This window comes from Rhizobium sp. SL86 (genome assembly GCF_026672545.1).
GTDB lineage: Bacteria > Pseudomonadota > Alphaproteobacteria > Rhizobiales > Rhizobiaceae > Neorhizobium.
Map to the genome: position 1 here is coordinate 586,209 of NZ_JAPPRJ010000001.1, position 24,554 is coordinate 610,762.

Annotated in this window: 22 protein-coding genes; 9 read left to right on the forward strand and 13 right to left on the reverse strand. The window is 61.8% G+C overall.

From position 1 onward, the window contains the following. Window positions 1–83 precede the first annotated feature (83 nt). The 4 genes from OU993_RS03125 to OU993_RS03140 all read left to right on the forward strand — a co-directional run bounded on the left by OU993_RS03125 (window position 84) and on the right by OU993_RS03140 (window position 4,945). Complete coding sequence (locus OU993_RS03125; RefSeq protein WP_268154797.1) at window positions 84–1,913, forward strand: methyl-accepting chemotaxis protein; 1,830 nt, start codon at window positions 84–86, stop codon at window positions 1,911–1,913. A 289-nt stretch (window positions 1,914–2,202) separates the two neighbouring features. Continuing rightward, on the forward strand, window positions 2,203–4,032 hold the full coding sequence (locus tag OU993_RS03130) for a methyl-accepting chemotaxis protein (RefSeq protein ID WP_268154798.1): 1,830 nt from the start codon (window positions 2,203–2,205) through the stop codon (window positions 4,030–4,032). 135 nt (window positions 4,033–4,167) lie between these two features. Then, window positions 4,168–4,437: a hypothetical protein gene (locus tag OU993_RS03135; protein WP_268154799.1), complete on the forward strand. Its 270-nt coding sequence runs from the start codon at window positions 4,168–4,170 to the stop codon at window positions 4,435–4,437. Between the two features lie 49 nt (window positions 4,438–4,486). Then, on the forward strand, window positions 4,487–4,945 hold the full coding sequence (locus tag OU993_RS03140; protein ID WP_268154800.1) for a hypothetical protein: 459 nt from the start codon (window positions 4,487–4,489) through the stop codon (window positions 4,943–4,945). Window positions 4,946–5,096: 151 nt separating this feature from the next. Here OU993_RS03140 and OU993_RS03145 read toward each other — a convergent pair whose 3' ends face one another. The 6 genes from OU993_RS03145 to OU993_RS03170 all read right to left on the reverse strand — a co-directional run bounded on the left by OU993_RS03145 (window position 5,097) and on the right by OU993_RS03170 (window position 13,225). Beyond that, the gene (locus OU993_RS03145; RefSeq protein WP_268154801.1) at window positions 5,097–5,261 is read right to left on the reverse strand and encodes a type II toxin-antitoxin system ParD family antitoxin; all 165 of its coding nucleotides are present in this window, start codon (window positions 5,259–5,261) and stop codon (window positions 5,097–5,099) included. Between the two features lie 103 nt (window positions 5,262–5,364). Then, complete coding sequence (gene glyS / locus OU993_RS03150) at window positions 5,365–7,518, reverse strand: glycine--tRNA ligase subunit beta (protein ID WP_268154802.1); 2,154 nt, start codon at window positions 7,516–7,518, stop codon at window positions 5,365–5,367. Between the two features lie 122 nt (window positions 7,519–7,640). Continuing rightward, on the reverse strand, window positions 7,641–9,353 hold the full coding sequence (locus OU993_RS03155; protein WP_268154803.1) for a phospholipase D-like domain-containing protein: 1,713 nt from the start codon (window positions 9,351–9,353) through the stop codon (window positions 7,641–7,643). 77 nt (window positions 9,354–9,430) lie between these two features. Beyond that, complete coding sequence (locus OU993_RS03160; RefSeq protein ID WP_268154804.1) at window positions 9,431–11,374, reverse strand: DUF2207 domain-containing protein; 1,944 nt, start codon at window positions 11,372–11,374, stop codon at window positions 9,431–9,433. 4 nt (window positions 11,375–11,378) lie between these two features. Continuing rightward, window positions 11,379–12,635, reverse strand: a complete 1,257-nt coding sequence (locus tag OU993_RS03165) for a 3-phosphoshikimate 1-carboxyvinyltransferase (RefSeq protein ID WP_268154805.1) — start codon at window positions 12,633–12,635, stop codon at window positions 11,379–11,381. Window positions 12,636–12,673: 38 nt separating this feature from the next. Next, complete coding sequence (locus tag OU993_RS03170) at window positions 12,674–13,225, reverse strand: LemA family protein (RefSeq protein ID WP_268154806.1); 552 nt, start codon at window positions 13,223–13,225, stop codon at window positions 12,674–12,676. A gap of 201 nt (window positions 13,226–13,426) precedes the next feature. On the opposite strand from OU993_RS03170, the gene OU993_RS03175 reads away from it, so the two are divergent. Further along, window positions 13,427–15,451: a sensor histidine kinase gene (locus OU993_RS03175; protein WP_268154807.1), complete on the forward strand. Its 2,025-nt coding sequence runs from the start codon at window positions 13,427–13,429 to the stop codon at window positions 15,449–15,451. A gap of 35 nt (window positions 15,452–15,486) precedes the next feature. Next, window positions 15,487–15,888 carry a response regulator gene (locus OU993_RS03180; protein ID WP_165215057.1) on the forward strand — a complete coding sequence of 134 codons (402 nt, stop codon included), beginning with the start codon at window positions 15,487–15,489 and terminating at the stop codon, window positions 15,886–15,888. Between the two features lie 30 nt (window positions 15,889–15,918). Here the strand turns inward: OU993_RS03180 and OU993_RS03185 are convergent, their stop codons facing one another. Then, window positions 15,919–16,854, reverse strand: a complete 936-nt coding sequence (locus OU993_RS03185; RefSeq protein ID WP_268157481.1) for a glycine--tRNA ligase subunit alpha — start codon at window positions 16,852–16,854, stop codon at window positions 15,919–15,921. A gap of 115 nt (window positions 16,855–16,969) precedes the next feature. After that, window positions 16,970–18,232: a flagellin N-terminal helical domain-containing protein gene (locus OU993_RS03190; RefSeq protein ID WP_268154808.1), complete on the reverse strand. Its 1,263-nt coding sequence runs from the start codon at window positions 18,230–18,232 to the stop codon at window positions 16,970–16,972. A gap of 316 nt (window positions 18,233–18,548) precedes the next feature. On the opposite strand from OU993_RS03190, the gene OU993_RS03195 reads away from it, so the two are divergent. Next, on the forward strand, window positions 18,549–18,953 hold the full coding sequence (locus tag OU993_RS03195) for a thioredoxin family protein (RefSeq protein ID WP_268154809.1): 405 nt from the start codon (window positions 18,549–18,551) through the stop codon (window positions 18,951–18,953). A 3-nt stretch (window positions 18,954–18,956) separates the two neighbouring features. Continuing rightward, entirely contained in the window at window positions 18,957–19,676 is a 720-nt protein-coding gene (locus tag OU993_RS03200; protein ID WP_268154810.1) for a cytochrome c biogenesis CcdA family protein, read from the forward strand. A gap of 23 nt (window positions 19,677–19,699) precedes the next feature. Here OU993_RS03200 and OU993_RS03205 read toward each other — a convergent pair whose 3' ends face one another. From OU993_RS03205 to OU993_RS03225, 5 genes are all read right to left on the reverse strand, one after another. After that, window positions 19,700–21,028 (reverse strand): flagellin N-terminal helical domain-containing protein, encoded by a 1,329-nt coding sequence (locus tag OU993_RS03205; RefSeq protein ID WP_268154811.1) that lies wholly within the window; start codon window positions 21,026–21,028, stop codon window positions 19,700–19,702. Window positions 21,029–21,123: 95 nt separating this feature from the next. Next, complete coding sequence (locus OU993_RS03210) at window positions 21,124–21,315, reverse strand: hypothetical protein (protein WP_268154812.1); 192 nt, start codon at window positions 21,313–21,315, stop codon at window positions 21,124–21,126. A gap of 12 nt (window positions 21,316–21,327) precedes the next feature. Beyond that, complete coding sequence (locus OU993_RS03215) at window positions 21,328–22,194, reverse strand: S49 family peptidase (protein ID WP_268154813.1); 867 nt, start codon at window positions 22,192–22,194, stop codon at window positions 21,328–21,330. A gap of 114 nt (window positions 22,195–22,308) precedes the next feature. Beyond that, entirely contained in the window at window positions 22,309–23,109 is an 801-nt protein-coding gene (locus OU993_RS03220) for a tRNA1(Val) (adenine(37)-N6)-methyltransferase (protein WP_268154814.1), read from the reverse strand. Then, on the reverse strand, window positions 23,102–23,332 hold the full coding sequence (locus tag OU993_RS03225; RefSeq protein ID WP_268154815.1) for a putative signal transducing protein: 231 nt from the start codon (window positions 23,330–23,332) through the stop codon (window positions 23,102–23,104). Before OU993_RS03225 ends, OU993_RS03220 begins: the two co-directional genes overlap by 8 nt. A 106-nt stretch (window positions 23,333–23,438) precedes the next feature. Between OU993_RS03225 and OU993_RS03230 the strand changes: the two genes are divergently transcribed. Further along, entirely contained in the window at window positions 23,439–24,455 is a 1,017-nt protein-coding gene (locus tag OU993_RS03230) for a polyprenyl synthetase family protein (protein WP_268157482.1), read from the forward strand. The last annotated feature ends 99 nt before the right edge of the window (window positions 24,456–24,554 follow it).

Genomic DNA, 24,554 nt, shown 5'->3' on the forward strand with positions numbered 1-24,554 from the left:
TCGGGCGCAGGATGCGCCGTCCACTCACGCAGCACCATCACGGGCACAAGCTCCGGCGCGATGGCACACACGGCGGTGATCCGATGAGAAACATGAAGATTTCGCTCCAGCTGTTCCTGCTGGTCGGCGCAATGATGGCGGTGTTTGCCGCCATGACCTATTACCAGATCCGCTCCTCGACGGCAGCCATCTATCATGAGCGCTACGAGATGCTGCGGACACAGGTCGAAACCGCACTTTCCGTTCTGAAGGATTATAACGACCGCGCCGTGGCTGGCGAGTTCAGCCAGGACGACGCCAAGAAGCGCGCTTATGCGCAGCTTCTGAAGATGCGTTTCGAGCCGGACGGTTACTTCTTCGCTTACGACTACGACGTGGTGATGATGTTCCACCCGAACCAGAAGCTGATCGGCACCTCCGGCAAGGGCAAGGGGGATCCGACCGGGTATCTCTACCGCGATGAACTGGTGAAGCTCGGCCGCACCGGGGGCGGATACGTGGAATTCATGGGTCCGAAGCCGGGCAAGGATCCCACCGACTACAGCTATCCCAAGGCATCCTACGGCAAGGCCTTCGAACCCTGGGGCATCGTGGTTGTGACCGGCCTTTATATCGACGATCTCCGGGCGGAAGTGCGCGACACGATCATCAAGACGGTCGGCGGCTCGCTGGCGCTGTTCCTGGCCGCTCTCGCTGGCGCCTATTTCGTCATCCGCGGCATCACCAAGCCGCTGAACGCCATTCATGATGCGCTGGGTGCCGTTGCCAATGATGACACCACGATCACCATTCCGCATACCGACATGCGCAACGAGATCGGCATGATGGCAAAGGCGACGGCGGCGCTGCAGGAAAAGGTGCGCGAGCGCCACGCCATGGCCGCCCGCCAGAAGGAGCAGGAAACCCAGCTGAATGCCGAACGCGAGCAACGCGCGGCCCAGGAACACCAGGAGGCGGAAGCCCAGGCGCATGTGGTCGCCACCATTGGCCATGCACTGGAGCGACTGTCGCAGGGCGACCTGACCGTCCGCTGTGCCGATCTCGGCACCAAATATGCCGGCCTTCGGCAGAACTTTGACGATGCCCTCTCCCGCCTCGAACAGGCAATGAGCCGCGTCAACCTGAAGGGCAATGACATCGGCGTTTCCAAGGAAGAGATCCGCCGCGCCTCGAGCGAGCTTGCCCAGCGCACCGAACGTCAGGCGGCCAATCTGGAAGAAACCTCCGCGGCGCTCGACGAACTGACCGTTGCCGTGCGCCAGACGGCGGATGGTGCCAAGGAAGCCGCGAGCCGCGTGCAGACCATCAGCGCCGAGGCCCGCCAGAGCGATACGATCGTCGAACAGGCGATCAGCGCCATGAGCGGCATCGAACAATCCTCCGCCGAAATCACCAAGATCATCGGCGTGATCGACGAGATCGCCTTCCAGACCAACCTTCTGGCGCTGAATGCCGGTGTGGAAGCAGCGCGTGCCGGCGAAAGCGGCAAGGGTTTTGCGGTCGTGGCGCAGGAAGTGCGCGAACTCGCCCAGCGTTCCGCGGCCGCCGCCAAGGAGATCAAGGACCAGATTTCCCGCTCCGGCGGTCAGGTGGAACAGGGCGTACAGCTGGTCGCCCAGGCCGGCGAGGCGCTGAAGCGGATTTCCAACCAGATCGAAAGCGCCAATCAGGTCGTCTCGCGTATCGCCCACAGCGCCCAGGAGCAGGACACGACGCTGCGGTCGATCTCGTCTTCGCTCAACCAGCTGGACCAGGCGACACAACAGAACGCGGCGATGGCCGAAGAAACCACGGCTTCGGCGGAAGTGCTGGCCAATGATACCGGCGACCTGTTGGAGCTGATCCGCGGTTTCCGCACGGCGGATGCCGGCAGCCTCAACACCATGGCCCAGAAAATGCGCCGAGCCAGCTGAGGCGGCCATTCACTGATACGGAAACGCCGGTCGAGAGGCCGGCGTTTTGCGTTACGGCAGATCCCATTGGCCCAGAATGACGCACCGGGTAAATTCCCCTTAATCTGAACCTACGAATTTCCGGATATGCGCCCGCAAAAGTCGCCGCATATAATCATATTTTTCGTTTCCCGCTCCTCAAATCTACACAAAATTAAGAGGCGCCCGTCAGCATTCCGATTGAGCAGACGAAGAAACATTAGAAACATCTTTCAAAGTGTTTTCCATTATTCAATCGGGCGGTGCTTTTATGAAGAATTTGAAAATATCCAGCCAGCTGTTCTTGCTGATTGGCGCGATGCTGGCGGTCTTTGCCTCGATCACCTTCGTCCAGATCCGTTCCTCCACGGCGGCGATCTACCACGAACGCTACGAAATGCTGCGGACGCTGGTCGAAACGGCGAATTCCATTCTGAAGGACTACAACGACCGCGCCGTGGCCGGCGAATTCAGCCTGGATGAGGCCAAGAAGCGCGCCTACGAACAGCTGGGCAAGATCAAATTCGAGCCGGACGGTTACTTCACCGCCTATGACTACGACGTGAAGGTGGTCTTCCACCCGAACGCCAAGGCGGTCGGCATTTCGTCCAAGGGCAAACCGGACGTCAATGGCTTCATGTATCGCGACGAAATCGTCAGGCTTGGCCGTCAGGGCGGCGGATATGTCGAATATATGGGACCGAAGCCCGGTAAGGACCCAGAGGACTACAGCTACGCCAAGGCTTCCTACGGCAAGGCCTTCGAACCCTGGGGCATCGTGATGCTCACCGGCCTTTATATCGACGATCTGCGCGACGAAGTTCGCCAGACCATCGTCAAGATCGTCGGTGTGTCCGGTCTTCTCTTCCTTTTAACCCTGGCAGCAGCCTATGCCATCATCCGCGGCATCACCAAGCCGCTGAACGCCATTCATGATGCGCTGGGTGCCGTTGCCAATGATGACACCACGATCACCATTCCGCATACCGACATGCGCAACGAGATCGGCATGATGGCAAAGGCGACGGCGGCGCTGCAGGAAAAGGTGCGCGAGCGCCACGCCATGGCCGCCCGCCAGAAGGAGCAGGAAACCCAGCTGAATGCCGAACGCGAGCAACGCGCGGCCCAGGAACACCAGGAGGCGGAAGCCCAGGCGCATGTGGTGGCCACCATCGGCCATGCACTGGAGCGACTGTCGCAGGGCGACCTGACCGTCCGCTGTGCCGATCTCGGCACCAAATATGCCGGCCTTCGGCAGAACTTTGACGATGCCCTCTCCCGCCTCGAACAGGCAATGAGCCGCGTCAATCTGAAAGGCAATGACATCGGCGTTTCCAAGGAAGAGATCCGCCGCGCCTCGAGCGAGCTTGCCCAGCGCACCGAACGTCAGGCGGCCAATCTGGAAGAAACCTCCGCGGCGCTCGACGAACTGACCGTTGCCGTGCGCCAGACGGCGGATGGTGCCAAGGAAGCCGCGAGCCGCGTGCAGACCATCAGCGCCGAGGCCCGCCAGAGCGATACGATCGTCGAACAGGCGATCAGCGCCATGAGCGGCATCGAACAATCCTCCGCCGAAATCACCAAGATCATCGGCGTGATCGATGAGATCGCCTTCCAGACCAACCTTCTGGCGCTGAATGCCGGTGTGGAAGCAGCGCGTGCCGGCGAAAGCGGCAAGGGTTTTGCGGTGGTGGCGCAGGAAGTGCGCGAACTCGCCCAGCGTTCCGCGGCCGCCGCCAAGGAGATCAAGGACCAGATTTCCCGCTCCGGCGGTCAGGTGGAACAGGGCGTACAGCTGGTCGCCCAGGCCGGCGAGGCGCTGAAGCGGATTTCCAACCAGATCGAAAGCGCCAATCAGGTCGTCTCGCGTATCGCCCACAGCGCCCAGGAGCAGGACACGACGCTGCGGTCGATTTCCTCTTCGCTCAACCAGCTGGACCAGGCGACACAACAGAACGCGGCGATGGCCGAAGAAACCACGGCTTCGGCGGAAGTGCTGGCCAATGATACCGGCGACCTGTTGGAGCTGATCCGCGGTTTCCGCACGGCGGATGCCGGCAGCCTCAACACCATGGCTCAGAAAATGCGCCGAGCCAGCTGAGGCGGCCATTCACTGATACGGAAACGCCGGTCGAGAGGCCGGCGTTTTGCGTTTCAGTATAGCTGAAGAGCCGGGACCGTTGACATGCTGTCGTCATTGTACCAAAGTACCTAGGTACGAACATGACAAGAGCCTATGATGCCCTTGAAACCAACGCAGCAGGTGGAGCGAATCCAAACCGGGATCCGGCTAGAGAAACGCCTCGTAAAGGTGTTGAAAGCCCTGGCCGAACACCGTGACATGACGCTCGGGGACCTCGTGGAGGGGATCGTGTTGCATGCCTTTGAAGGCAAGAGCCCGTTTTCCGCCGACACGATTACCGTGATCGACAGCCTCCGGAAAATCTACGGACTTGATCTGTCGGCCGCTGACAGCCACGCGCTCGCGGATCGCAAGGGAGAATAGCGCCAGGGTCAGTCCTTCGTCCGACATCTCAACGTTCAAAGGACAGGATATGTTTACCCCTCAGCATGACGACCAGCAGCATACGATCACCCTCGCCCTACCGCCTTCGCGCTGCTTCGACTTCTTCACGCCGGACGGCGAGCGGCTATGGGTGGACGACTGGGAACCGGCCTACTACCACCGCCCTGCCGACGGCGCCCTTGAAGGCACGGTCTTCTCGACCGGACACGACGGCGTCACCACGTGGTGGACCGTCGTGGCTCATGATCCACAACGACACAGCGTTCGCTACAGCCGGCTGACGCCCGGGATCCGGGCGGCCATCGTCGATGTTCGCTGCGACGCTGTCGCAGAAGGCTCGGCGATAACGGTACGCTACCGCCAGGTCGGTCTCGACGAGAGCGGCAACGACCTGGTGCGCAAGATGACCGGCGACGCCTTCCGCACGATGATCGAGGTGTGGCGGGAGCGCATTTCCGCGCTGCCGATAAAAGACGCAACGGAATGATTGGCGCGGCCCTCGTTTCAACGGCATGGCCTATTCGCCCACGTGGCGGGGGATAAAGCGGCAGCCACTCATCGTTGATGCCTTTCACCCATCAGGCGCTTGAGCTCTTCCGGATCGAAAGGAACCGAGGGCCCGCTATTCTCCCCCTCGATCAGCGCATTGCGCAAAGCCATTCCAGCTTTCGCTGATCCTCTTCCAAGAGCCGCAGCCCTGCTTCGACGACAGCCTGTGGCGAGGCAAAACGGCCGCTTTCCACCTGTTCAACGACAAAGCGGTCCAGCGGTTCATCCAGGGTGACTTGAAACGGCTTTTTCATGCAAAGCCTCCAGCGCTGGGCCTGATTGCCTTGGTCTATCATAGATATCGGACAGGCCGGAAGATGGAGGCAAAAGACCCCGCCGGAGCGGGGTCTGGAAGGATCAGCCGGAAATCTTCGAGAAGTCCGCGACCGTGCCGGTCGCCTCGCGGATCGCCTTCAGGAGCGCCAGGCGGTTGGCGCGGATCGCTAAATCCTCGTCGTTGACGAGAACGGCTTCGAAGAAGGCGTCCACCGGGCCGCGCAGCTTCGAGAGTGCCTCCATGGCCGAGCGGAAATCTTCCGTGGCGACCGCGGCTGCGGCCTCGGAGGTTGCCGCCTTGATCGCCGCATAGAGTGCCTTTTCGGCGTCGACCGCCAAGAGTTCGTCTGCGACGCCATCGGCCACGACCGTGCCCTTCTTTTCCTCGGCGGCGAGCAGCTGCGTGGCGCGCTTGGTGCCGGACAGCAGGTTCTTGCCGTCTTCCGAGGTGATGAAGGCGGTGAGCGCTTCGGCACGCCGCGCGATCAGCAGCAGGTCATCGGCGTCCGGCGTCAGCACCGCATCGATGATGTCGTGGCGGGCGCCCATGTCGCGCAGATAGACTTTCAGACGGTCGTGGAAGAAGGAGAGGAGGTCGGCATCCTTGAACACGGTCAGCAGCGGCAGCCGTACCTTCCGTTCCAGAATGATGCGCACCACGCCGAGCGCCGCGCGACGCAGCGCATAGGGATCCTTCGAACCGGTCGGCTTTTCATCGATGGCCCAGAAACCGACGAGGGTATCCAGCTTGTCGGCCAGCGCGACGGTGATCGCCACCTTGTCGTCCGGCACGCGGTCGGAGGGGCCCTGCGGCTTGTAATGATCCTCGATGGCGGCGGCGACAGAGGGATTTTCACCCTGGATACCTGCATATTTGCGGCCCATCAGGCCCTGCAGTTCCGGGAATTCACCAACGGCTTCCGTGCGAAGATCGGCTTTTGCCAACACCACGGCGCGATCGACAAGCGCCTCGTCCGCACCGACGACCGGCGCGATCTGCCGGGCCAGCGCGCGGATGCGCTCCACACGCTCACCTTGCGTGCCGAGCTTGGCATGGAAGGTGACGTTCAGCGCATCGAGCTTGGCCATACGCTGGTCGAGCGGCCTCTTCAGGTCGAGGCCGAATTTCCGGGCAGAGGCTTCCAGCGTTTCCAGATCCGGCAGGTTGCCCTGGTCGCGGGTCCAGAAATGCTTGGCATCCGAAAGACGCGCACGCACGACCTTGCCGTTGCCGTGCATGATCTCCTTGCCGCCGTCCTTCGCCTCGATGTTCGAGACGAGGATGAAGCGGTTGGAGAGGTTTTCGTTGTCGCCCTGCGGGCGGGTGACGAAACACTTCTGGTTCGTCTTGATGGTGAGGCGGATGATTTCCGCCGGGATCTGGAGATATTCCTCCTCGAACGTGCCCATCAACACATGCGGCCACTCCACGAGGCCGGAGACTTCTTCCAGCAGGCCCTCGTCTTCCACCAGCTCGAGGCCGTTGGCGAAAGCGAGATCGCGTGCATCGTGCAGGATCACGTCCTTGCGACGCTCGGCATCCAGCATCACCTTCGCCTTTTCCAGGCTTGCGACGTAATCGTCGAAACGGCGGACGGTGATGGCGTCCGGCGCGTGGAAACGGTGACCATAAGTGACATTCGACGCCACAATGCCGTCCACCGCGAAGGGGATGACCTGGGTTTCGTCATGTTCGGGGCCGAACAGGCAGACGATCGACTGCAGCGGGCGCACCCAGCGCAGGCTTTCCGAACCCTTGCCCTCGATGCCGGCGTAAGCCATGCCCTTCGGCATGGAGGCGGCACCGGAGCGCATCGACTTCGGCCAGGGGAAGGAACGGATGATGCCCGGCATCACATCGGCAATGATCTCTTCCGCCACACGGCCGGGTTTCGAGACGACCGCCACATAAAAATCGCCCTTCTTCGGATCGGAGACGACCTGCGCTTCGGACACCGAGGAGAGACCGGCCTTGCGCAGAAAACCCTGCACGGCCTGTTCCGGCGCCTTGGTGGACGGGCCCTTGATCTCCTCGCGCTGATCGGCCGAACGGGCGGTCAGCCCGCGGATATCGAGCGTCAGGCGACGCGGCGTCCAATATTCGCGCGCGCCCTCATAGGTCAGACCCGCCTCGACCAGCGCATCGGTGACGAGCTTCTTCAGGTCGCCGGCAGCCTTTCGCTGCATGCGAGCGGGAATTTCCTCGGAGCGGAGTTCGAGCAGAAGATCAGGCATGGAAATAGCTTTTTGCTGGTTGTTCAGGCTGCGGCGGACTTAGCAAGCCGCGCAGCACTTGTCACCCATGAAACCGCCCAATCAGCCTGCCGGCGCGCTGCAATATCCCCCGCAGGCCCGCGTCAGCCGAACAGCTCGCGCATGCGAAAATGATAGCTGCCGGAGCGGAAATGACTGGCGGTCCAGCCATCGGTCGGATCGAGAAGCGCGGCCTTTCTCGGATCCCCTCGTTTTTCGCGCGCGAGTTTCAGCGCGACGGTGCGAAAATAGAGGTGGTTGAAGAGGCGCATATATTCGCTGACATAGATGTCCGCCACACGGCGGAAATCGGGCCCACGCAGCAGCATCATGTTCTCATCATTGCCGGTGACCGAGGGATTGGAAAAATTGGCGGACCCACACAAGATCTGCGGATCATCGGACAAGGCATCGATCAGCATGATTTTCGTGTGGATGTAGAAGATGTTGCCGCGGCTGCGGTAATGCTCCTCGGCACGGAACCACTCATCCAGCGCGTGGCCGGCCAGTTTCAAGGCGATCGACTGCGCATTGAGCTTGGCACCGAGCGCGATGCGGGTATCGCGATCACTTTCCAGCACCGCCTGATTGGCGGCGTTGCGGTCCGCGCGCTCCATCAGGATGAAGCGGATAAAGTCCTTGTCCTCAGCGAATTCCGCCACCAGCTGCTCGGCAACACCAAAGGCGGCGGTGAACATCACCGAGGAGGTTGCCTCCCCCATACGCTCCGCCACCCATTCCAGAAGCCCGGCGCGGCGCGGCGAAAAGACGGCCGTCATCGTGCCATCCGCCAGCGGGCCGGCGGGATCGGGAAACTGGACGCTGTTGAAGGTCTTGAACGCCGAGGTCTGCGGATCTGTGGCGAGCATCTCCCAGTACCGGTTGTACCGCGCCGCCAGAGCCGGATCACGCACGACATGCGCGACATTGCTCTGCCCCAGAAAACCGGAGGGCGTGAAGTTGGTCGATCCCGTGAGGATCTGCAAAGGCGCGCCATCTTTCAGCAGCACGATGAACTTGTTGTGCGGGATCTTGGAAAAATTCCGGCGCGGATGCAGGCTGACATTCGCAGTGGTTTCCAGACCGCTGGCGGTGATCGTCTCAACATTCTTGCTGCTCGTCTCATCCAGCACGATGCTTCCATCCCGCTTGGCCTTGCCGGCGTCGTAACAGATCTGCACCTTCGCGCCGGTCCCTGCCGCCATCTTCAGCGCCTCCAGGATCGGCGGATAGAAGAATTCGTAGGCTGCGACACGCAGTTCAAACTCCGGTCCCTTCGCTTCGGCGATATAGGCGAGCACTCCTTCCAGCAGCCCGCGCGAGAGCCATTTGACCTTGTCGTTGGAGGGATCGTTCTGTTCCGCAGCCGTCGGCCCGACATTGCCGAATTTATCGGCGAAAGCCTGGCTCGGAATGGCACCGCGGTTGAAATACACGCTGTGGACATCCCCCTCGGCATTGGCGGTATCGACAGCGACGTCGATCTCCGGACCATAGGTCAGTGCCGTCGGTGTTCCGTAAACCGCCTGGACCACATAATCGTAATGCCGGCCCGGCTCCGTGCCGTAATCGCCCCATTGGAAATCCTGGACGGGATGTTCGCGTGTCGAACGCCGCTCGCCCGGTTTCGGATTGGGATTGGTGGCTTCGAAGAACTTGAAACCGCGCATCCAGGAAATCGACCGGTCGACGCTGCGCCGTCCAAGCGCAAAACCCAGGAGACCGCGCCGCGCCTCGGGCGTCGCATCAAAACCGAACAGAACCGAATGAGATCCGACGACAGGCCGGACACTGATGCCGTCTTTAGCAACCCTCATGGCGCACACCCTCCCGTTTGGCACATGCTAGTTTAACTTTATGTCAAATTCGCAAATGCGCGCAAGGGTTGAGAGCGCTACCAGCCTCCGCCGCCGCCCCCGCCGCCACCGCCGCCAGAAAAACCGCCGCTGGAGGAAAAGCCGGAAGAGGACGACGATTTCGGTTCCGGAATAGTGGAGGCGATCGTCGAGGCCATGGACGAGGAAAAACCGCCAATGCTGGTGCCGAAATCACCGAACGAGCTGCCGTGATACCAAGCCGGCTGGTAGGCAGCTGCCGCAGCGCCCGCCGCGGCGCTGGCGAGCCAGGTCTCGAAGGTCTCACTCCACGGCTGCTCGACGCCGAGCGCCACCGCATAGGGCAGAAGCGTTTCGAAATGCTGCGGCGACATCTTGGGTGCGCCCGCCATGTTCAGCCGGTCGCGTTCGGCAAGCGTCAGATAGGTTTTCAGCCCCTCGATGCCCGCCATCAGCTTGGCGCCAAGCGGGGTCGGCGCGCCCATCAGGAAGAAAAAGACGGCATTGATGAGGGTAAGGCCGCCAAAGGCCGCAAGCACCGGCCACTGGTGGTTTTCGATGGAGCCGATAATTCCGGCAAACAGCGTTGCGGCAAGCGACAGACCGATAAAACCGACGAGCGCGAAAACAAGAACGGCACCGATCCTGGCCGCTACGCCGCGCTTGCGCAGCAATCTGCGCCCGGCATTCAAGGCGACCCCGCCCCAGACGACGCCGAAAACCATTGGTGCCACCAGGAAAGCGATACTGTCCGGATCGAAATCGCCGAAGGCGATCAGCGCAAAACCCATCAGCAGGCTCAAGGCAATGCCGCCGATCGAATAACCGATATTGCCTTTGTAGTAGCGGCCGCGATGTTCCTTCTCGATGGCCGTCCGGAAGGTGCTGCCGACGTTCTGCACGCGCTCGCCATTCCCCTTGTCGATGACAAGTTCATCGCCCGGATCCGGCAGTTCACGCATCAGCGCGGCCTGGCCGGAAGGCAGCTTTTCCGATAGCGGCTTTTCGGTGCGGCGCACGACGATACGGCGTTCCAGGTCATCCAGCGTCATGTAACCCTTGACCGCCAGATCGATGAAGCTGGCCGACAGCGCCTCCCAGCCGGCACCGGAAAAACCCTTGTTGTGCACGTAGTTGACGAGCGCCGGTGACAAACCCTCCGGCGCGTCCCAGCGCGGCACCACCACGCCGCCCTCCGGATCACGGCCCACGCGCCGCCAGAACCAGACGTAATAGAACGTGACGAGCAAAAGCCCGCCACCGCCGATGAAAAGATTGATGTTGTCGCGCAGGAACCAGGCGCGCTCTTGATCGGCGGACGGCGGTGCGATCGATCCCTTCGGCATCGAGATCGCAATCGTCAGCCCCTCCTGCGGACGCAGCGGCCGGGTGGTCTCGAAAGCGGGGGCTGAGCGGCTGCCGGTGGCGCGGGCGTTCCGATCGGTCGAACCTTCCGGGCCGGTGAAGAAGGTCGTTTCCTGTGCCCTGACCCCATCCGGCAGGCTGACCACGGCGGACGCCCGGTTGATCGGAAACAGCCAGCCATTGCCGGTGACATTCCAGTAGAATTCGTCGTGATCCTCGAAATGGCGGATCTGACGGTCCGTGCGATAGGTCAGTTCATAGGTATGGCGGCCCGGATCGAGCAGCGTTTCGGCCGAACCCATATAGATGCGGATACCACCCGAGATCGTCTCGGTGTGCCAGTCCTCGTCGCCGCCGTCGCGGGCGACGGAGAGGATCTCGAAGCCGACCTTCTGCCGGCGGCCGTTGGCATCCACCATGTAAAGCGGGAAATCGCGAAAAATGCCGCGACGGATCTCCTGCCCCTCGGCGTTAACGGTGATGATTTCCGTCACGGTGATCGCGCCATCGGCGGCAATGTCGATCTCCGAGCGGTAGCTGTCGATGACTTCGGCGGCGCGGGCCGCTCCCGACGCAAGCAGAACCGGCAAAAGAACTGCCAGAACCAGGAGTGCCGCGCGCCGGAAAGCTGCCGTCATTTCCTTATCCCCTGTCGATACCGACACCGAGCGAGGCCATGGCATTCCAGTAGTCCGGATAGGTTTTGCCCACGCAATCCGGATCGAGAATGGTGATGCCGTCGATCTTCAGGCCGGCCAGCGCAAAACTCATGGCAATGCGGTGATCGGCGAAGGTGTCGATCTCGGCCGGCAGATGCTGGCCGGCAAGCGCCGGATCGGAGGCGACCAGAAGGTCGTCGCCCTCCTCCGTCGCCAAACCGTCGCGGATGTTGTTGAGGCCGGTCGAGAGTGCCCGGATGCGGTCGCATTCCTTGACGCGCAGGTTGGCGATGCCGACGAACCGCACCGGCGTTTCGTTGAAGGCGGCAAGCACCGCGATCGTCGGGATGGCATCCTGCATCTGGCTGCCATCGATCACCGCCGGCATATGCGGGAAAGCCGAAATCACGTCATAGGCTTTTGCATCCGGCTGGGTGAAGGCGGTTGCCGGCGTGCCGATGTCGATCCGACCGCCGGTCAGAACTTCCGCGCCCCAGAGATAGGTGGCGGCAGAGGCGTCCGGCTCGATGTGGAAATCGGTCGCGGTGTAACCGGTCGGTTCGATGCGCCAGACGGCGGACGATGGCTGCTCGACCTTCGCACCAAAGGCCCTCATGGCGGAAAGCGTCAGGTCGATATAACCGCGCGCGCCGATCTCGGCACCGGCGAGTTCTATCTCAAAAGGCTCGGAGGCGCAGGCCGCCGCCATCAACAGCGCCGATACGTATTGGCTGGAGAGACCCGCATCGATCACCACGCGGTTCTTCTTGAACGTTCCATTGGCATCGATCGCGACCGGCGGGCAACCGGACGGAGCGGCAATCGCGACGCCCAAGGATTGCAACGCATCGACCAGCGGCTGGATCGGGCGCTTGCGCATGTGCTGATCGCCATCAACAACGAAACGCCCGTGGCCAAGCGCCACCGCCGCCGTCAGAAAACGCGTCGCGGTGCCGGCATTGCCGAGGAACAGCGGCTTTTCGGGAGCCTTCAGCACGCCGGTGCCGGTGACGACGAAGGTCGTTGCATCCGGCTCGTCCACCGTCACGCCCATGGCGCGCAACGCCTCTGCCATATAACGCGTGTCATCGCTCTTCAGCGCACCGGTGAGACGGCTGGTGCCCTTGGCAAGACCTGCAAGCAGGAGCGCCCGGTTGGTGATGGATTTCGAACCCGGAGGGCTCACCCGGCCGACGAGAGGGGTTTGGGTCGGGCGGATGGTCAGTTTGTCAGTCGTCATGTCAGTCTCGGCTGGCGCCCGTTCGGCGCGGAAAGGGATCAGAACTTGACGGTCGGTACCGCACGGTCCGCCTCGTTGGCAATCTCGAAATAGGGCTTCTTGGCAAAACCGAACTGGCCGGCCACCAGGTTGGACGGGAAGCTCTCGACCTTCACGTTGAGGTCACGCGCCGCACCGTTATAATAACGGCGTGACATCTGGATTTCACCCTCGATGGTTTCCAGCGAACGCTGCAGCTCAAGGAAATTCTCGTTGGCCTTCAGGTCCGGATAGGCTTCCGCAAGCGCGATGATGCGGCCAAGCGCCTGGCCAAGCAGGCCTTCGGCAGCGGCACGGCCCGCCACGTCGCCGCTCGGCACGGCCTGCGCCTTGTTGCGCAGCGCCACGACCTCCTCCAGCGTCGATTTTTCGTGGTTGGCATAGCCCTTCACGGTCTCGATCAGGTTGGGGATCAGGTCGGCGCGGCGCTTCAACTGCACGTCGATGCCGGACCAGGCTTCTTCCGCCATGTTCCGCGACTTCACCAGCCCGTTGTAGATGAAGATGACATACAGTGCGACGGCCGCGAGTGCGACGAGTGCGATTTCCATCAGAGCGCTCCCCCAGAGTGATCGTGAGGCGGAACCTAGCCATTCCCGCGCTGCCTGTCATGGTCTATGGCGCAAAAAGTGGGATCTATTTGCTGCCATCCGGTTAACATCGGCAATCAAATACCGGAGCGTGCATGAGCGGCAGGTTAAAGTCTTCCAGGTATTGTGTCCTTCCTGATCGTTCAACGTGGAGGCGTGGCGATGCCGAAGATGACCTGGTCCAACCTGCCCCTCTGGGCGCTGACGGCCTGCAGGGACATATTGCGGGTCGCCACATCGAGCAAACGCCTCAGCTGCATTCTCGATGAGGTGCTGGAGATCGTCACCGGCATCCCCGACCTGGATCTTGGGCGCAATGCGGCGATCTACGTGGCCGATTGCAGCACGGACGGCCACAAGCTCCTGCATCACCGGCAGAGCGAGGACATGACCTTGCCACGGGTGATCGATCCCTCCGACGTCGCCGGCAGTTTTCCGGAAGGTTTCGGGCGCACCTGCCTCTACACCATTCCGCTGTGCATCAACGATGATCAGCCGGCGACCGGTGCGGTGCTGTTGTTCGGCCGCAAGGCGAGACGGCTCAGCGCCGAAAAGATCGCCGCCCTGCATCTCGTCTGCCAGGAGATCGCGCGCATCATCGTCAACCGTAGCGGCCACGGCGGAAGCCTGCTGAACGTCGTGGAACTGTCGACCGACGAAATCTACATCTTCGATCCGCGCAGCCTCGGCATCATCCGCTCAAACGCCACCGCCAGCATCCGCACCGGTTATACACAGCAGGCGCTTTCCGCCATGACCACTGTCGGCCTGAAGGTGGATCTGAGCGAGGCGGATTATCGCGACCGGCTGAAACCGTTGATGAGCGGTCGTTGCCCCTCCATCAGCTTCGATGCCTGCCAGCGGCGGCGCAACGGCACCGTCTATCCCGTCAAGGTGCATGTCTGGCGCATCCGCGGCGAGGAAACCGATCTGTTCGCCGAGGTTGCCGTGGCAACCGCCGACCAGCGCAAGGCCTTCGGCCTGCTGGAACAGGTCTTCGATGCCATTCCCGGCGGGATCGGCGTGTTCGACAACCGCTCGCGGCTTCTGATGGCGAACCGCAGGCTCTACGACCTGATGAACCTTCCGCCCGAGCGGTTCCCGCCCGGTTCGCGTTTCGAGGACATTCTTCGCTACAACGCGGAACGCGGCGAATGGGGAGACGGCGATCTCGACGCCATGATCCGCGAGCGCGTCGAACAGGCGGAACTTGGCCTCCCCTACAGTTTCGAGCGCGAACGGGCGAGCGGCAAGGTGCTGGCGGTGCGCTCCGAACCGCTGTCGCAGGGCGGCTACGTGCTGAGCTATACCGACATCACCCAGCGCAAACGGGCGGAAAAGGAGTTGATCCGCAACCGTGACGAGCTGGAGGAAACAGTGCGCCAGCGCACCGCCGAGATCGAGGCTCAGGCGGCAGCTCTCGAAGAGGCGCTGAAGCAGGAAAAGAACATCAACGCCATGCAGCGGCAGTTCGTCGCCATGACCAGCCACGAATTCCGCACGCCGCTTGCGATCATCGACGGGGCCGCCCAGCGCCTCATCCGCAAACGTGGCGGGATCGAACCCGAGTTTCTCGTCGACAAGACGCACCAGATCCGCTCGGCCGTCGCCCGCATGGTGGAACTGATGGAGAGCTTCCTGTCTGCCGGCCGTATCGACACCGGCAAGGTGGAGCTTGCGCTCTCCTCCTGCTCGCTGCCGAAGCTGATCGACCAGGCGATCACCCGGCAGAAGATCTTTTCCCAGAGCCATCGGTTCGAATGCGACCTGACGGATCTGCCGCCGGTGGTGCGCTGTGATGCGCTGGCCGTGTCGCAGGTCATCACAAACCTTCTCTCCAACGCCGTCAAATACGCGCCCCGTGCACCGGACATCCTGATCCGTGGCTGGGAGGAAGAGGGTTTTGCCGTCGTCTCCGTGCGGGACGAAGGGGTGGGCATCGATGCCGAGGACATCCCCAAAATGTTCCAGACCTATTTCCGCGCCAGGACATCCACCGGCATTGCCGGCACCGGCATCGGGCTGTCGCTCGTCAAGCAGGTGGTCTGCCTGCATGGGGGCGATATCCGGGTCGAAAGCCAGCGCGGCAAGGGCAGTACCTTCATCTTCCGGCTGCCGATCCGCGGCCCGAGACGGGAGGACACCGTCGTGGTGACGGACGCACCGGAAGAGGCAACCGCCGCCTGACATCAGGCACATCGAAACAACAGGAGGAGCAGGATATGATCACGGTTCTATGCGTCGAGGACGAAAGAGACGTCCGCGAACTGATCGTCGAGGAACTGCAGGATGCCGGCCTGAGAGTGATCCAGGCCGAGAACGGCAAGGAAGGGCTGGACGTCATCCTGACCCAGCGGCCAGACATCGTGATTTCCGACATCACCATGCCGGAAATGGACGGGATTGCCATGCTGGGCGAATTGCAGATCAACCATCCGCAGCTCGCCAACATGCCCTTCGTTTTCCTGACGGCGCTGTCGGACAAGGAAAAGATGATCGAGGGCCTGGGCGCCGGCGCCGAAAGCTACCTGACCAAGCCGATCGACTTCGACGTGCTGATGGCCAAGATCAACGGGCTCGTCGTCCGGATCGAAAACCGGGTGGCGGCGGGGCTGGAGTTCTGAGAACCATCCCCCGCCGATACAACCTGGTCGTCAGGCCGCCGCGTCCGCAAGATTGGCACCGCCCGCATCGGTCAGCAGGAAGGCCTCGCCGCAGGCTTTTGCCAGCGTACGGACGCGCAGGATGTAGCTCTGGCGTTCCGTGACGGAGATCACGCCGCGGGCGTCCAGCAGGTTGAAGACGTGGGAGGCCTTGATGCACTGGTCATAGGCCGGGAAAACGCATTTGTGCAGGCGCTGGTTGGCATTGTCGCCGGGCGCACCGGCGGCGAGAAGCGCCTGGCACTCCTTCTCCGCATCAATGAAATGCCGGTGCAGCATTTCGGTATCGGCGAATTCGAAGTTGTGGCGGGAGTATTCCTGTTCGGCCTGCAGGAAGACATCGCCGTAGGAGATCTTTTCCTCGCCCTCGCGACCGTTGAAGTTGAGGTCGTAGACATTGTCGACGCCCTGCACATACATGGCCAGACGCTCGAGACCGTAGGTCAGCTCGCCGGCGACCGGCGAACATTCGATGCCGCAGACCTGCTGGAAATAGGTAAACTGCGAGACCTCCATCCCGTCGCACCAGCACTCCCAGCCGAGACCCCAGGCGCCGAGCGTCGGGCTTTCCCAGTCGTCCTCGACGAACCGGATGTCATGCAAAAGCGGGTCGAGGCCGATCGCCGCCAGCGAGCCGAGATAAAGTTCCTGCAGGTTGGACGGGTTCGGCTTCAGGATCACCTGATACTGGTAATAATGCTGCAGGCGGTTCGGGTTTTCGCCGTAACGGCCGTCGGAGGGGCGGCGCGAAGGCTGCACATAGGCTGCCTTCCAGGGCTTCGGGCCCAGCGCGCGCAGCGTCGTTGCCGGGTGGAAGGTGCCGGCGCCGACTTCCATGTCGTAAGGCTGCAGCACGGCACAGCCCTTGTCGGCCCAGTAAGCGTGCAGCGTCAGGATCAGCGCCTGGAAGGAGCGCTTGGGGTCCATATGCGGGGCAAGAGGCGTGGTCATGGGCATGTCCGGACTTGGTTCACGATGGTGGCCGTCTGGTGCCATGACCGGGACGGAGGGTCAAGCATTCTCGCGATCACCTCCCGTCAGCCTACTGGAATAGTTGCATCAGGGCCTGGTTCGAGGAATTGGCGATCGACAATGTCTGGATGGACAGCTGCTGCTGGGTCTGCAGGGCCTTCAACCGCGTGGAGGTCTCGTTCATATCGGCATCGACAAGCGTGCCGATGCCCTTGTCGAGGGAATCCATCAGATCGTTGGTGAAGGCCGTCTGGCGTTCCAGTCGCGACTGCATGGCTCCCAGATCGGCAGCCGCATCCGTCGTGGATTGCAGCATGGTCTCGATCATGCCGATCTGGCCTTCAAGCGAGCCACTCGTCCCGGCAATCGTCATATCCATGATCGACACCTTCTCGTCGGCGCCGGAATCCACAACGCTCAGGTTCGGCGACATTTCATACAAACCCGATTGGCTGACATTGTAGAAAGTGTTGCTGCCGGTGACATAGACCTGAGCGTCGCTGAGGCTGCCACCCGCATCAACGATGGCGTAATTGACGACGGTGGCCATGTCCGAGACGCCGAAAATGGTGCCGTTTGCCTCTGAGCCGAGCGCGGCATCCACGGTGTCGCGATCAATGGTCACCGTATAGGTTGGCAGGCTAGGACCACCGATATCAAAGGACAGACTGTCGCCGGAACTCACCTTGAAAGGACCTGTGAAGGTTCCCGGGCTGAAGAAACCATTGGCATTGTAGGCATCCACGAAACCGCCGAACTCCTCGAAGGAGCCGTCGCCGAACTGCAGCAGACCGCCGCCGGAATCGTTCAGCAGCACGGTATCGGCGAGATCCACATCGAGCGTCTGCAGGGCGACATTGCCGTCCTCATCGCGGGTGAAACCGGAAACGATGGTGGTCGACAGGACATCCGCGCTGGTACCGTTCGCCTTCAGCCAATTCTCGCCGTTGAAACTGGCGGAATCGATGACGCTCTGCAGCTGATCCTGCAGCTGGTCGATTTCCTTCTGCACCTTGGAACGATCAACGCCAGGCTCCGAGGCGGCCGTCAGACGGGCCTTGATCTCGTCGAGGATATCGACAGTCGATTCCATCGCCGCATAAGCGACATCGACGGTGGCGGAACCAAGGTTCATCGCATCGACCACGGCGCCGAGTGCCTTGTTGTCGGAACGCATCGTCGTGCCGATCGACCAATAGGCGGCATTGTCGGCCGCCGTCTCGACACGCAAGCCGCTTGAGATCTGGGCTTGGGTTTCGCTCATCGAGGCATTGATCGCTCGAAGGGAAGACAGGGTCGAGATCGCCGCAGTATTTGTGACAATTGAGTTCATTTCGACGATCCGTAACAGATTATTAACTATAACGGAAAGCTAGCAAATCTATGGTTAATGGCGATTTAATTTAAATGAAACGCGAGATATTCTATTTTCAACGACGGCGTAACTCTTTCATGAAAGCATTTCCTAATGCATTCATGAGTTGCGCAAGGAGAGATGGATTGCAGGAAACGGCTCGCGCAGTGCGGATCCCCACTTCGTACAGGCATGTCTCGTCAACATTTGCGTGATCTTCTGTAACAGGCTTCAGGCCGCCTGCGTAACAGCGGTATGGCTTGCATAATGCAAGCTCAACCGGGGAGACATATCCATGAAACCAGCCTCTGCAGTCCTGACGTTTATGGGAGCCGCCGCGCTGTCGCTGGCGACCGCCTTTTCCGCCCTTGCCGCGGAGATCAGGCCTTTCCAGCAGGAGGCCTTTGCCGCCGCCCAGAAGGCAGGCCAGCCGATCGTGGTAGACATCACCGCAAGCTGGTGCCCGACCTGCAAGGCGCAGAAGCCGATCATCGACAGCCTTGCCAAGAACAGCGCGTTCAAGGATCTGACGATCTTCACGGTCGATTTCGACGCGCAGAAGGATGTCGTTCGGGCGCTCGGCGCCAACATGCAGTCGACGCTGATCGGCTATCGCGGCACGAAGGAAACCGCCCGGTCCGTGGGGGATACGAAGGCTGCATCGATCGAGACACTGTTCAAATCAACGACGGCGATGTGAGCCATGCTGTCCAGCATCACCTTCGCAACGCTTGCCGGCATGCTGTCGATCCTGTCGCCCTGCGTGCTGCCGCTGGTGCCGATCGTGCTCTCGACGGCGGCGACACGCCATCGTTTCGGTCCGGCGGCGCTGGCCGGCGGGCTTGCCGTGTCCTTCGTGGCGGTGGGGCTGTTCGTGGCGCTGGTCGGGTTCGGCCTGGGGTTCGACCTCGGCGTCTTCCGCTCGACCGGCTCCATCATCATGATCCTGATCGGCACGGTGATGATCTTGCCATCGCTGCAGGCGCGCGTGGCGCTGGCGGCGGGCCCGATCGGCAACTGGACCGAACGGCGGTTTGGCGGCTTTGATGACGGGGGCTGGCAGGGCCAGTTCGGGGTCGGCCTGCTGCTCGGCACGGTCTGGAGCCCGTGTGTGGGACCGACGCTTGGCGCCGCCTCGCTGATGGCGGCGCGCGGCGAGAACCTTGGTCAGGTCGTCGTGACGATGCTCTTCTTCGGCATCGGCGCGGCCTTGCCGTTGCTTCTGCTCGGCTCGCTCTCGCGCGACATGTTCAACCGCAACCGTGACCGGATGCTGGGTGCCGGCAAGTGGCTGAAGGGCGTGTTCGGCGGCATCCTGATCGCGATCGGCCTCTTGATCCTGACCGGCATCGACAAACAGCTGGAGGCAAGGCTCGTGGAAATGTCACCCGCCTGGCTGACGGAGCTTACCACGCGGTTCTGACCGGTCCGAACCACCGCAAGGCATCAGCGGAACAGCTGGAGCATGTTTTCGCTGGTGGAGTTGGCGATGGAAAGCGCCTGCATGCCCAGCTGTTGCTGGGTTTGCAGCGCCTTCAGGCGGATCGAGCTTTCATTCATGTCGGCATCGACCAGCGTGCCAATGCCGAGGGTCAGCGAATCCATGAGGTCCGCCGTAAAGCTCGACTGCAGCGACAGCCGTGACTGGATCGACCCCAGATCGGCTGCGGCGTTGGTCACCGAATGCAGCATCTTCTCGACCTGGACGATGTAGTTGTCGACATCGGCACCGCTGCTGCTGATATCCATGTCCATGATGCCGATCGTCGGATTGTCGCCATCGAGCGACAGGTCGTTCACCGACACGTTTTTCATCGCGTTGAAATCGCCATTGGGAAACTGCAGGCCGATATTGTCGATATAGACGCCGGTTCCGGCGAGGATAGTGACATCCGACGTTGATAGACCGGCATTGCCAAAGGCCGTCTGCGCAACAGACACAAGCTGCGCAATCGTGGAGACGACGCCCTCGGCCGAAGCGCCAAGAGCCTGATCCACGGTGCTGCGGTTGAGAGTGACAGTCACCTCGGAGCGTGTGCTGCCGCCGCCGGTGTTTGGCTGCAGGGTGAAGGACAACGAGTCGCCTTCATCCACGGTGAAGGACTGGGTAAAACCGACATACCGCGTGCCGCCAGCCGACAGAGGCGACGATGCCAGGCTGTCCAGCAGGCTGACAAAACCGCCGGCCTCCGAAAACGGGCCATCGCTGGAGGCCGAGGCCGTCTGCAACAGGCCGCCACCCTCGCCGTTCAGCAAGACTGTTTTCGACAGGTCCACCTCGATCGACTGGAGGTCGACCGTTCCGTCCGCATTGCGGGTAAAGCCGGAAACGACGGTGGTGGCATGGGTTCCCAGGTCGGCTGCGCTTGCCGTCAGCCAGTTTTCACCGTTGAAGCTCGCCGAATCGACGATGCTTTGCAACTGATCCTGCAGCTGATCGATTTCCTTCTGGATCTTGCCGCGATCAACACCCGGCTCCTTGGCCGCCACGAGCTTGGTCTTGATGGTGTCCAGCACGTCGAGCGATGCGCTCATGGCGCTATAGGCAACATCGACCGTGGCCGAGCCGAGGCTGATGGCATCACTGACCGCACCGAGCGACTTGCGATCCGAGCGCATCGTGGTCGCGATGGACCAGTAGGCGGCGTTGTCTGCTGCCGTGCCGATACGGTAGCCGGACGAGACCTCCTCCTGCGTCTTGCCCAGCGCACCGTTGATGGTTCGCAACGTGGCCAGCGCCGAGACGGCGGATGCGTTGGTCAGTAACGAATTCATGCTGATGATCTAAGAAGTCCGGAGCGTCAGATTATCCGAAAACGCTACAACAAACCCGTTAAGTCATCTTGAACGGGACTTGTTACCGAACTCTGCTAGTCTTCATCCTTGCGGACGCGATATTCGCCGGTTTCCGGATCCTGGATCAACGTGCCATTGGCACCGGTCTGCCGTTCGCGCTCCTGCTCACGCCGGCGGCGTGACAGCTTCTCCGCGTCGGCCACGAATTTCCGATACAAAAACCATCCCCCGCCGATCAGAAAGGCGAGAAACAGAAGCTGCGCCATGATTGATCCCCATCAGAGCCCGTAACGGCTCCACAATGCCCGCTCTTCCAGCGTCTGGGCAAGACCCGACGCGGCGGATGCGGCAATCGCCTGCCCGTGATCGCCACCGAAGATGACACCCGGCACCCGGCGGCCGAACAGGCCGCGTCCGCCGCCCACCAGTTCCAGCTTCGTCTGCGGCCCATACCGGCGCTTCAGCACCTCGCGCATTTCGCCGACGCCATCGACAAGGCCGAGATCGACGCCACGTACGCCCGTCCAGAACAGGCCGGAAAAGATCGTCGCGTCATCAGCCAGCCGTTCGCCGCGGCGCAGGCGCACCATGTCGATGAAGACCTTGTGGATCTCCAGCTGCAGCGTCTTGAGGTATTCGATATCGCCTTCCTTTTCCGGCTGGAAGGGATCGAGGATCACCTTGTTTTCGCCGGCGGTATAAACGCGGCGCTCGACGCCGATCTTCTTCAGGAGTTCCGGAAACCCGAAACCGCCGGAGACGACGCCGATCGATCCGACGATCGAGGTGGGATCGACGAGGATTTCATCACCGGCAAGCGCGATCATGTAACCACCGGAGGCCGCCACATCCTCGACGAAGACCAGCACGCGCTTGTTCTTCTCCTCCGCCAGCGCACGGATGCGCTGGTAGATCAGCCGCGACTGGACCGGCGAGCCGCCGGGCGAATTGATCGAGATGGCAACGACCGGCGCATCCTTCTTCGAAAACGCCTTCTCGAGGGCACCTGCCACATTGGCGAGGTTCAGCGCCGGCCGGAACTGGCTGCCGCCGGACATGATCGCCCCGTGCAGCCGGACGACGGGGATGGTCACCCCTTCCTTGCGCAACCGTTTCGGTATCCACCGCGTCCAGAACCCAGCCATATCTACTCCTGCATCAACCTGTTTGCCGAGATGTATGCAACGGAATGGCCGGCGCAATGGTTTGTTTCCATAAATTCCGCGTCATGCGCCGCAAAGAGGGCGTCATGGTGCGCGTCAGCGGCGGGGATAGGCGGCGCGGCCATTGTTCAGGTCATCCACGAAGGGCGCAAAGGCATGACCATCCCGATCGTGCATCAGAAGCGGCGCGCGCCATTTCAGCCGAGCCCGTGATCCCTTGATGGCGGTGACGAGCAGGCGGATCGCATCCTCGCCGGGGCGCGGATGGATGGCGGTCAGTTCCAGCCCGCCGAAACGCCGGCCACAGGCGGCAATGATCTCGGCGACCGATTCCGGCCGCGCGATCAGAGAGAGCTGTCCGCCGGGGATCATGATCGCGCCGGCGGTGCGGATCCAGGCCTCGAACAGATCCTCCGTCATGGCATGCGCTTCTGCCTTCAGGACATTGGGCGTGCGGCGGTCGCGGCCATCGTTGAAGGGCGGGTTCATGATGACATGGTGGAAATGATCGTCGAGCAGCCCGGCTTCGACACGGGGTTTGCCGCGCAGGGTCACGTCCGCTTCCACCACCTGCATCCGCGGCGCCAAAGCGGCATTGTCCGGAAGAGCGAGCGTCCGGCGGGCATAATCCGCCATCAGCTCCGAGCGCTCGAACAGCGTCACCTCCGCCTCTTCGATGCGTGCCGCAACCGCAAGGCCCGCAGCACCGGCACCGGCGCCGAGGTCGGCAACCCGCACCGGACCTTCTGCCACCACCAGCGCGGCGAGCATCATGGCGTCCATGCCGGCGCGATGGCCGCCGCTCTTCGGCTGCACGAGATGAAAACGGCCGCGATGGAAGGCGTCGATCGTATCGGTCGTCGGGCCACTCACGGGATCGGTCACGGGATCAGCCATCGGCATCCTTCAGCTCCGCGCCAAGACCCGCATCGATCATCAGGCGCCGCGCCTCGTCTGCCCGTTCCGTCTCCACCAGAAGCCGGCGTGGCAGCAGCCCGAGGGACCCTTCGAGAATGCTCATGGATTGGTCGGCGATGAGGCAATGGATGCCGGCATCGGTGAGGAGACTTGTCGCAAAGGACAGGACAACCGCATCATTGGTGCGGATCAATTCTTTCATCTGCGTCAAACCATCTCAATTCTTGTCCATTTCGGGATTTGCCCCTTGCCGCAACAGGCTCCCCTTTCTATTGTCCGGCGCAAAATTTGAACAGGAGGCCATGTCATTGGGCGTCGTTATTCCGCTCGAAGAGGGCAAAAGCAAGCAGGCATCCGTCCAGCCGCTCGTTGATCTGACGAAGGCGGACATGGACCGGGTGAACCAGCTGATCCTCTCCAAGGCTGGCTCGGACGTCGAGATGATCCCCGAGGTCGCCAATCACCTGATCTCCTCCGGCGGCAAACGCCTGCGCCCGATGCTGACGCTCGCCGCAGCCGAAATGTTCGGTTACCGGGGGGACGGCCATATCAAGCTCGCCACCAGCGTCGAATTCATGCACACCGCGACACTTCTGCATGACGATGTGGTGGATGAAAGCGACATGCGGCGCGGCAAGTCCACCGCGCGGATGATCTGGGGCAACCAGGCGAGCGTGCTGGTGGGCGATTTCCTGCTCGGCCAGGCTTTCAAGATGATGGTCGAGGTCGGCTCGCTGGAAGCGCTCGACGTTCTGGCGACTGCGGCCTCCGTGATCGCCGAAGGCGAGGTTCTGCAGCTGTCCGTCGCCAAGAACATGGAAACGACGGAAGACGACTATCTCTCCGTCATCCGCGCCAAGACGGCGGCGCTGTTTGCCGCGGCAGCCGAAGTCGGCCCGATCATTGCCGATACCGACAAAGCGAGCCGGGCTGCGCTGAAATCCTACGGCATGAACCTTGGTCTCGCCTTCCAGCTGGTCGATGATGCGCTGGATTACGGCGGCAAGGCAGCCGATCTCGGCAAGAATGTCGGCGACGATTTCCGCGAAGGCAAGATCACTCTTCCCGTGATCCTCTCCTATCGCCGCGGCAGCGCCGAAGACCGCGCCTTCTGGAAGACGGCCATCGAACAGGGCGAAAGCTCTGACGCGAACCTGGAGCGGGCGCTCGGCCTGATCACCAAATACAACGGCCTGACCGACACCATTGCGCGCGCCAAGCATTATGGAGCAATTGCCCGCGATGCGCTGTCGCCGCTGCCCGCGTCTGCCCACAAGGCGGCGCTCATGGAAGTGATCGATTTCTGCATCGACCGCGTCAACTAACCGTGAGGGTGTGAATGCACCCTCATCGAATGCCTTCAGATTCTTGCGGTCCTGCTCCAAAAAAGCCATTCTGTCGTGAATCATCGGCGCAGGATTCAT

Coding starts and splice junctions, on each gene's coding strand:
- OU993_RS03125 (WP_268154797.1), top strand. CDS start 84: ATGAGAAACATGAAGATTTCGCTCCAGCTGTTCCTGCTGGTCGGCGCA.
- OU993_RS03130 (WP_268154798.1), top strand. CDS start 2,203: ATGAAGAATTTGAAAATATCCAGCCAGCTGTTCTTGCTGATTGGCGCG.
- OU993_RS03135 (WP_268154799.1), top strand. CDS start 4,168: ATGATGCCCTTGAAACCAACGCAGCAGGTGGAGCGAATCCAAACCGGG.
- OU993_RS03140 (WP_268154800.1), top strand. CDS start 4,487: ATGTTTACCCCTCAGCATGACGACCAGCAGCATACGATCACCCTCGCC.
- OU993_RS03145 (WP_268154801.1), bottom strand. CDS start 5,261: ATGAAAAAGCCGTTTCAAGTCACCCTGGATGAACCGCTGGACCGCTTT.
- glyS (WP_268154802.1), bottom strand. CDS start 7,518: ATGCCTGATCTTCTGCTCGAACTCCGCTCCGAGGAAATTCCCGCTCGC.
- OU993_RS03155 (WP_268154803.1), bottom strand. CDS start 9,353: ATGAGGGTTGCTAAAGACGGCATCAGTGTCCGGCCTGTCGTCGGATCT.
- OU993_RS03160 (WP_268154804.1), bottom strand. CDS start 11,374: ATGACGGCAGCTTTCCGGCGCGCGGCACTCCTGGTTCTGGCAGTTCTT.
- OU993_RS03165 (WP_268154805.1), bottom strand. CDS start 12,635: ATGACGACTGACAAACTGACCATCCGCCCGACCCAAACCCCTCTCGTC.
- OU993_RS03170 (WP_268154806.1), bottom strand. CDS start 13,225: ATGGAAATCGCACTCGTCGCACTCGCGGCCGTCGCACTGTATGTCATC.
- OU993_RS03175 (WP_268154807.1), top strand. CDS start 13,427: ATGCCGAAGATGACCTGGTCCAACCTGCCCCTCTGGGCGCTGACGGCC.
- OU993_RS03180 (WP_165215057.1), top strand. CDS start 15,487: ATGATCACGGTTCTATGCGTCGAGGACGAAAGAGACGTCCGCGAACTG.
- OU993_RS03185 (WP_268157481.1), bottom strand. CDS start 16,854: ATGGACCCCAAGCGCTCCTTCCAGGCGCTGATCCTGACGCTGCACGCT.
- OU993_RS03190 (WP_268154808.1), bottom strand. CDS start 18,232: ATGAACTCAATTGTCACAAATACTGCGGCGATCTCGACCCTGTCTTCC.
- OU993_RS03195 (WP_268154809.1), top strand. CDS start 18,549: ATGAAACCAGCCTCTGCAGTCCTGACGTTTATGGGAGCCGCCGCGCTG.
- OU993_RS03200 (WP_268154810.1), top strand. CDS start 18,957: ATGCTGTCCAGCATCACCTTCGCAACGCTTGCCGGCATGCTGTCGATC.
- OU993_RS03205 (WP_268154811.1), bottom strand. CDS start 21,028: ATGAATTCGTTACTGACCAACGCATCCGCCGTCTCGGCGCTGGCCACG.
- OU993_RS03210 (WP_268154812.1), bottom strand. CDS start 21,315: ATGGCGCAGCTTCTGTTTCTCGCCTTTCTGATCGGCGGGGGATGGTTT.
- OU993_RS03215 (WP_268154813.1), bottom strand. CDS start 22,194: ATGGCTGGGTTCTGGACGCGGTGGATACCGAAACGGTTGCGCAAGGAA.
- OU993_RS03220 (WP_268154814.1), bottom strand. CDS start 23,109: ATGGCTGATCCCGTGACCGATCCCGTGAGTGGCCCGACGACCGATACG.
- OU993_RS03225 (WP_268154815.1), bottom strand. CDS start 23,332: ATGAAAGAATTGATCCGCACCAATGATGCGGTTGTCCTGTCCTTTGCG.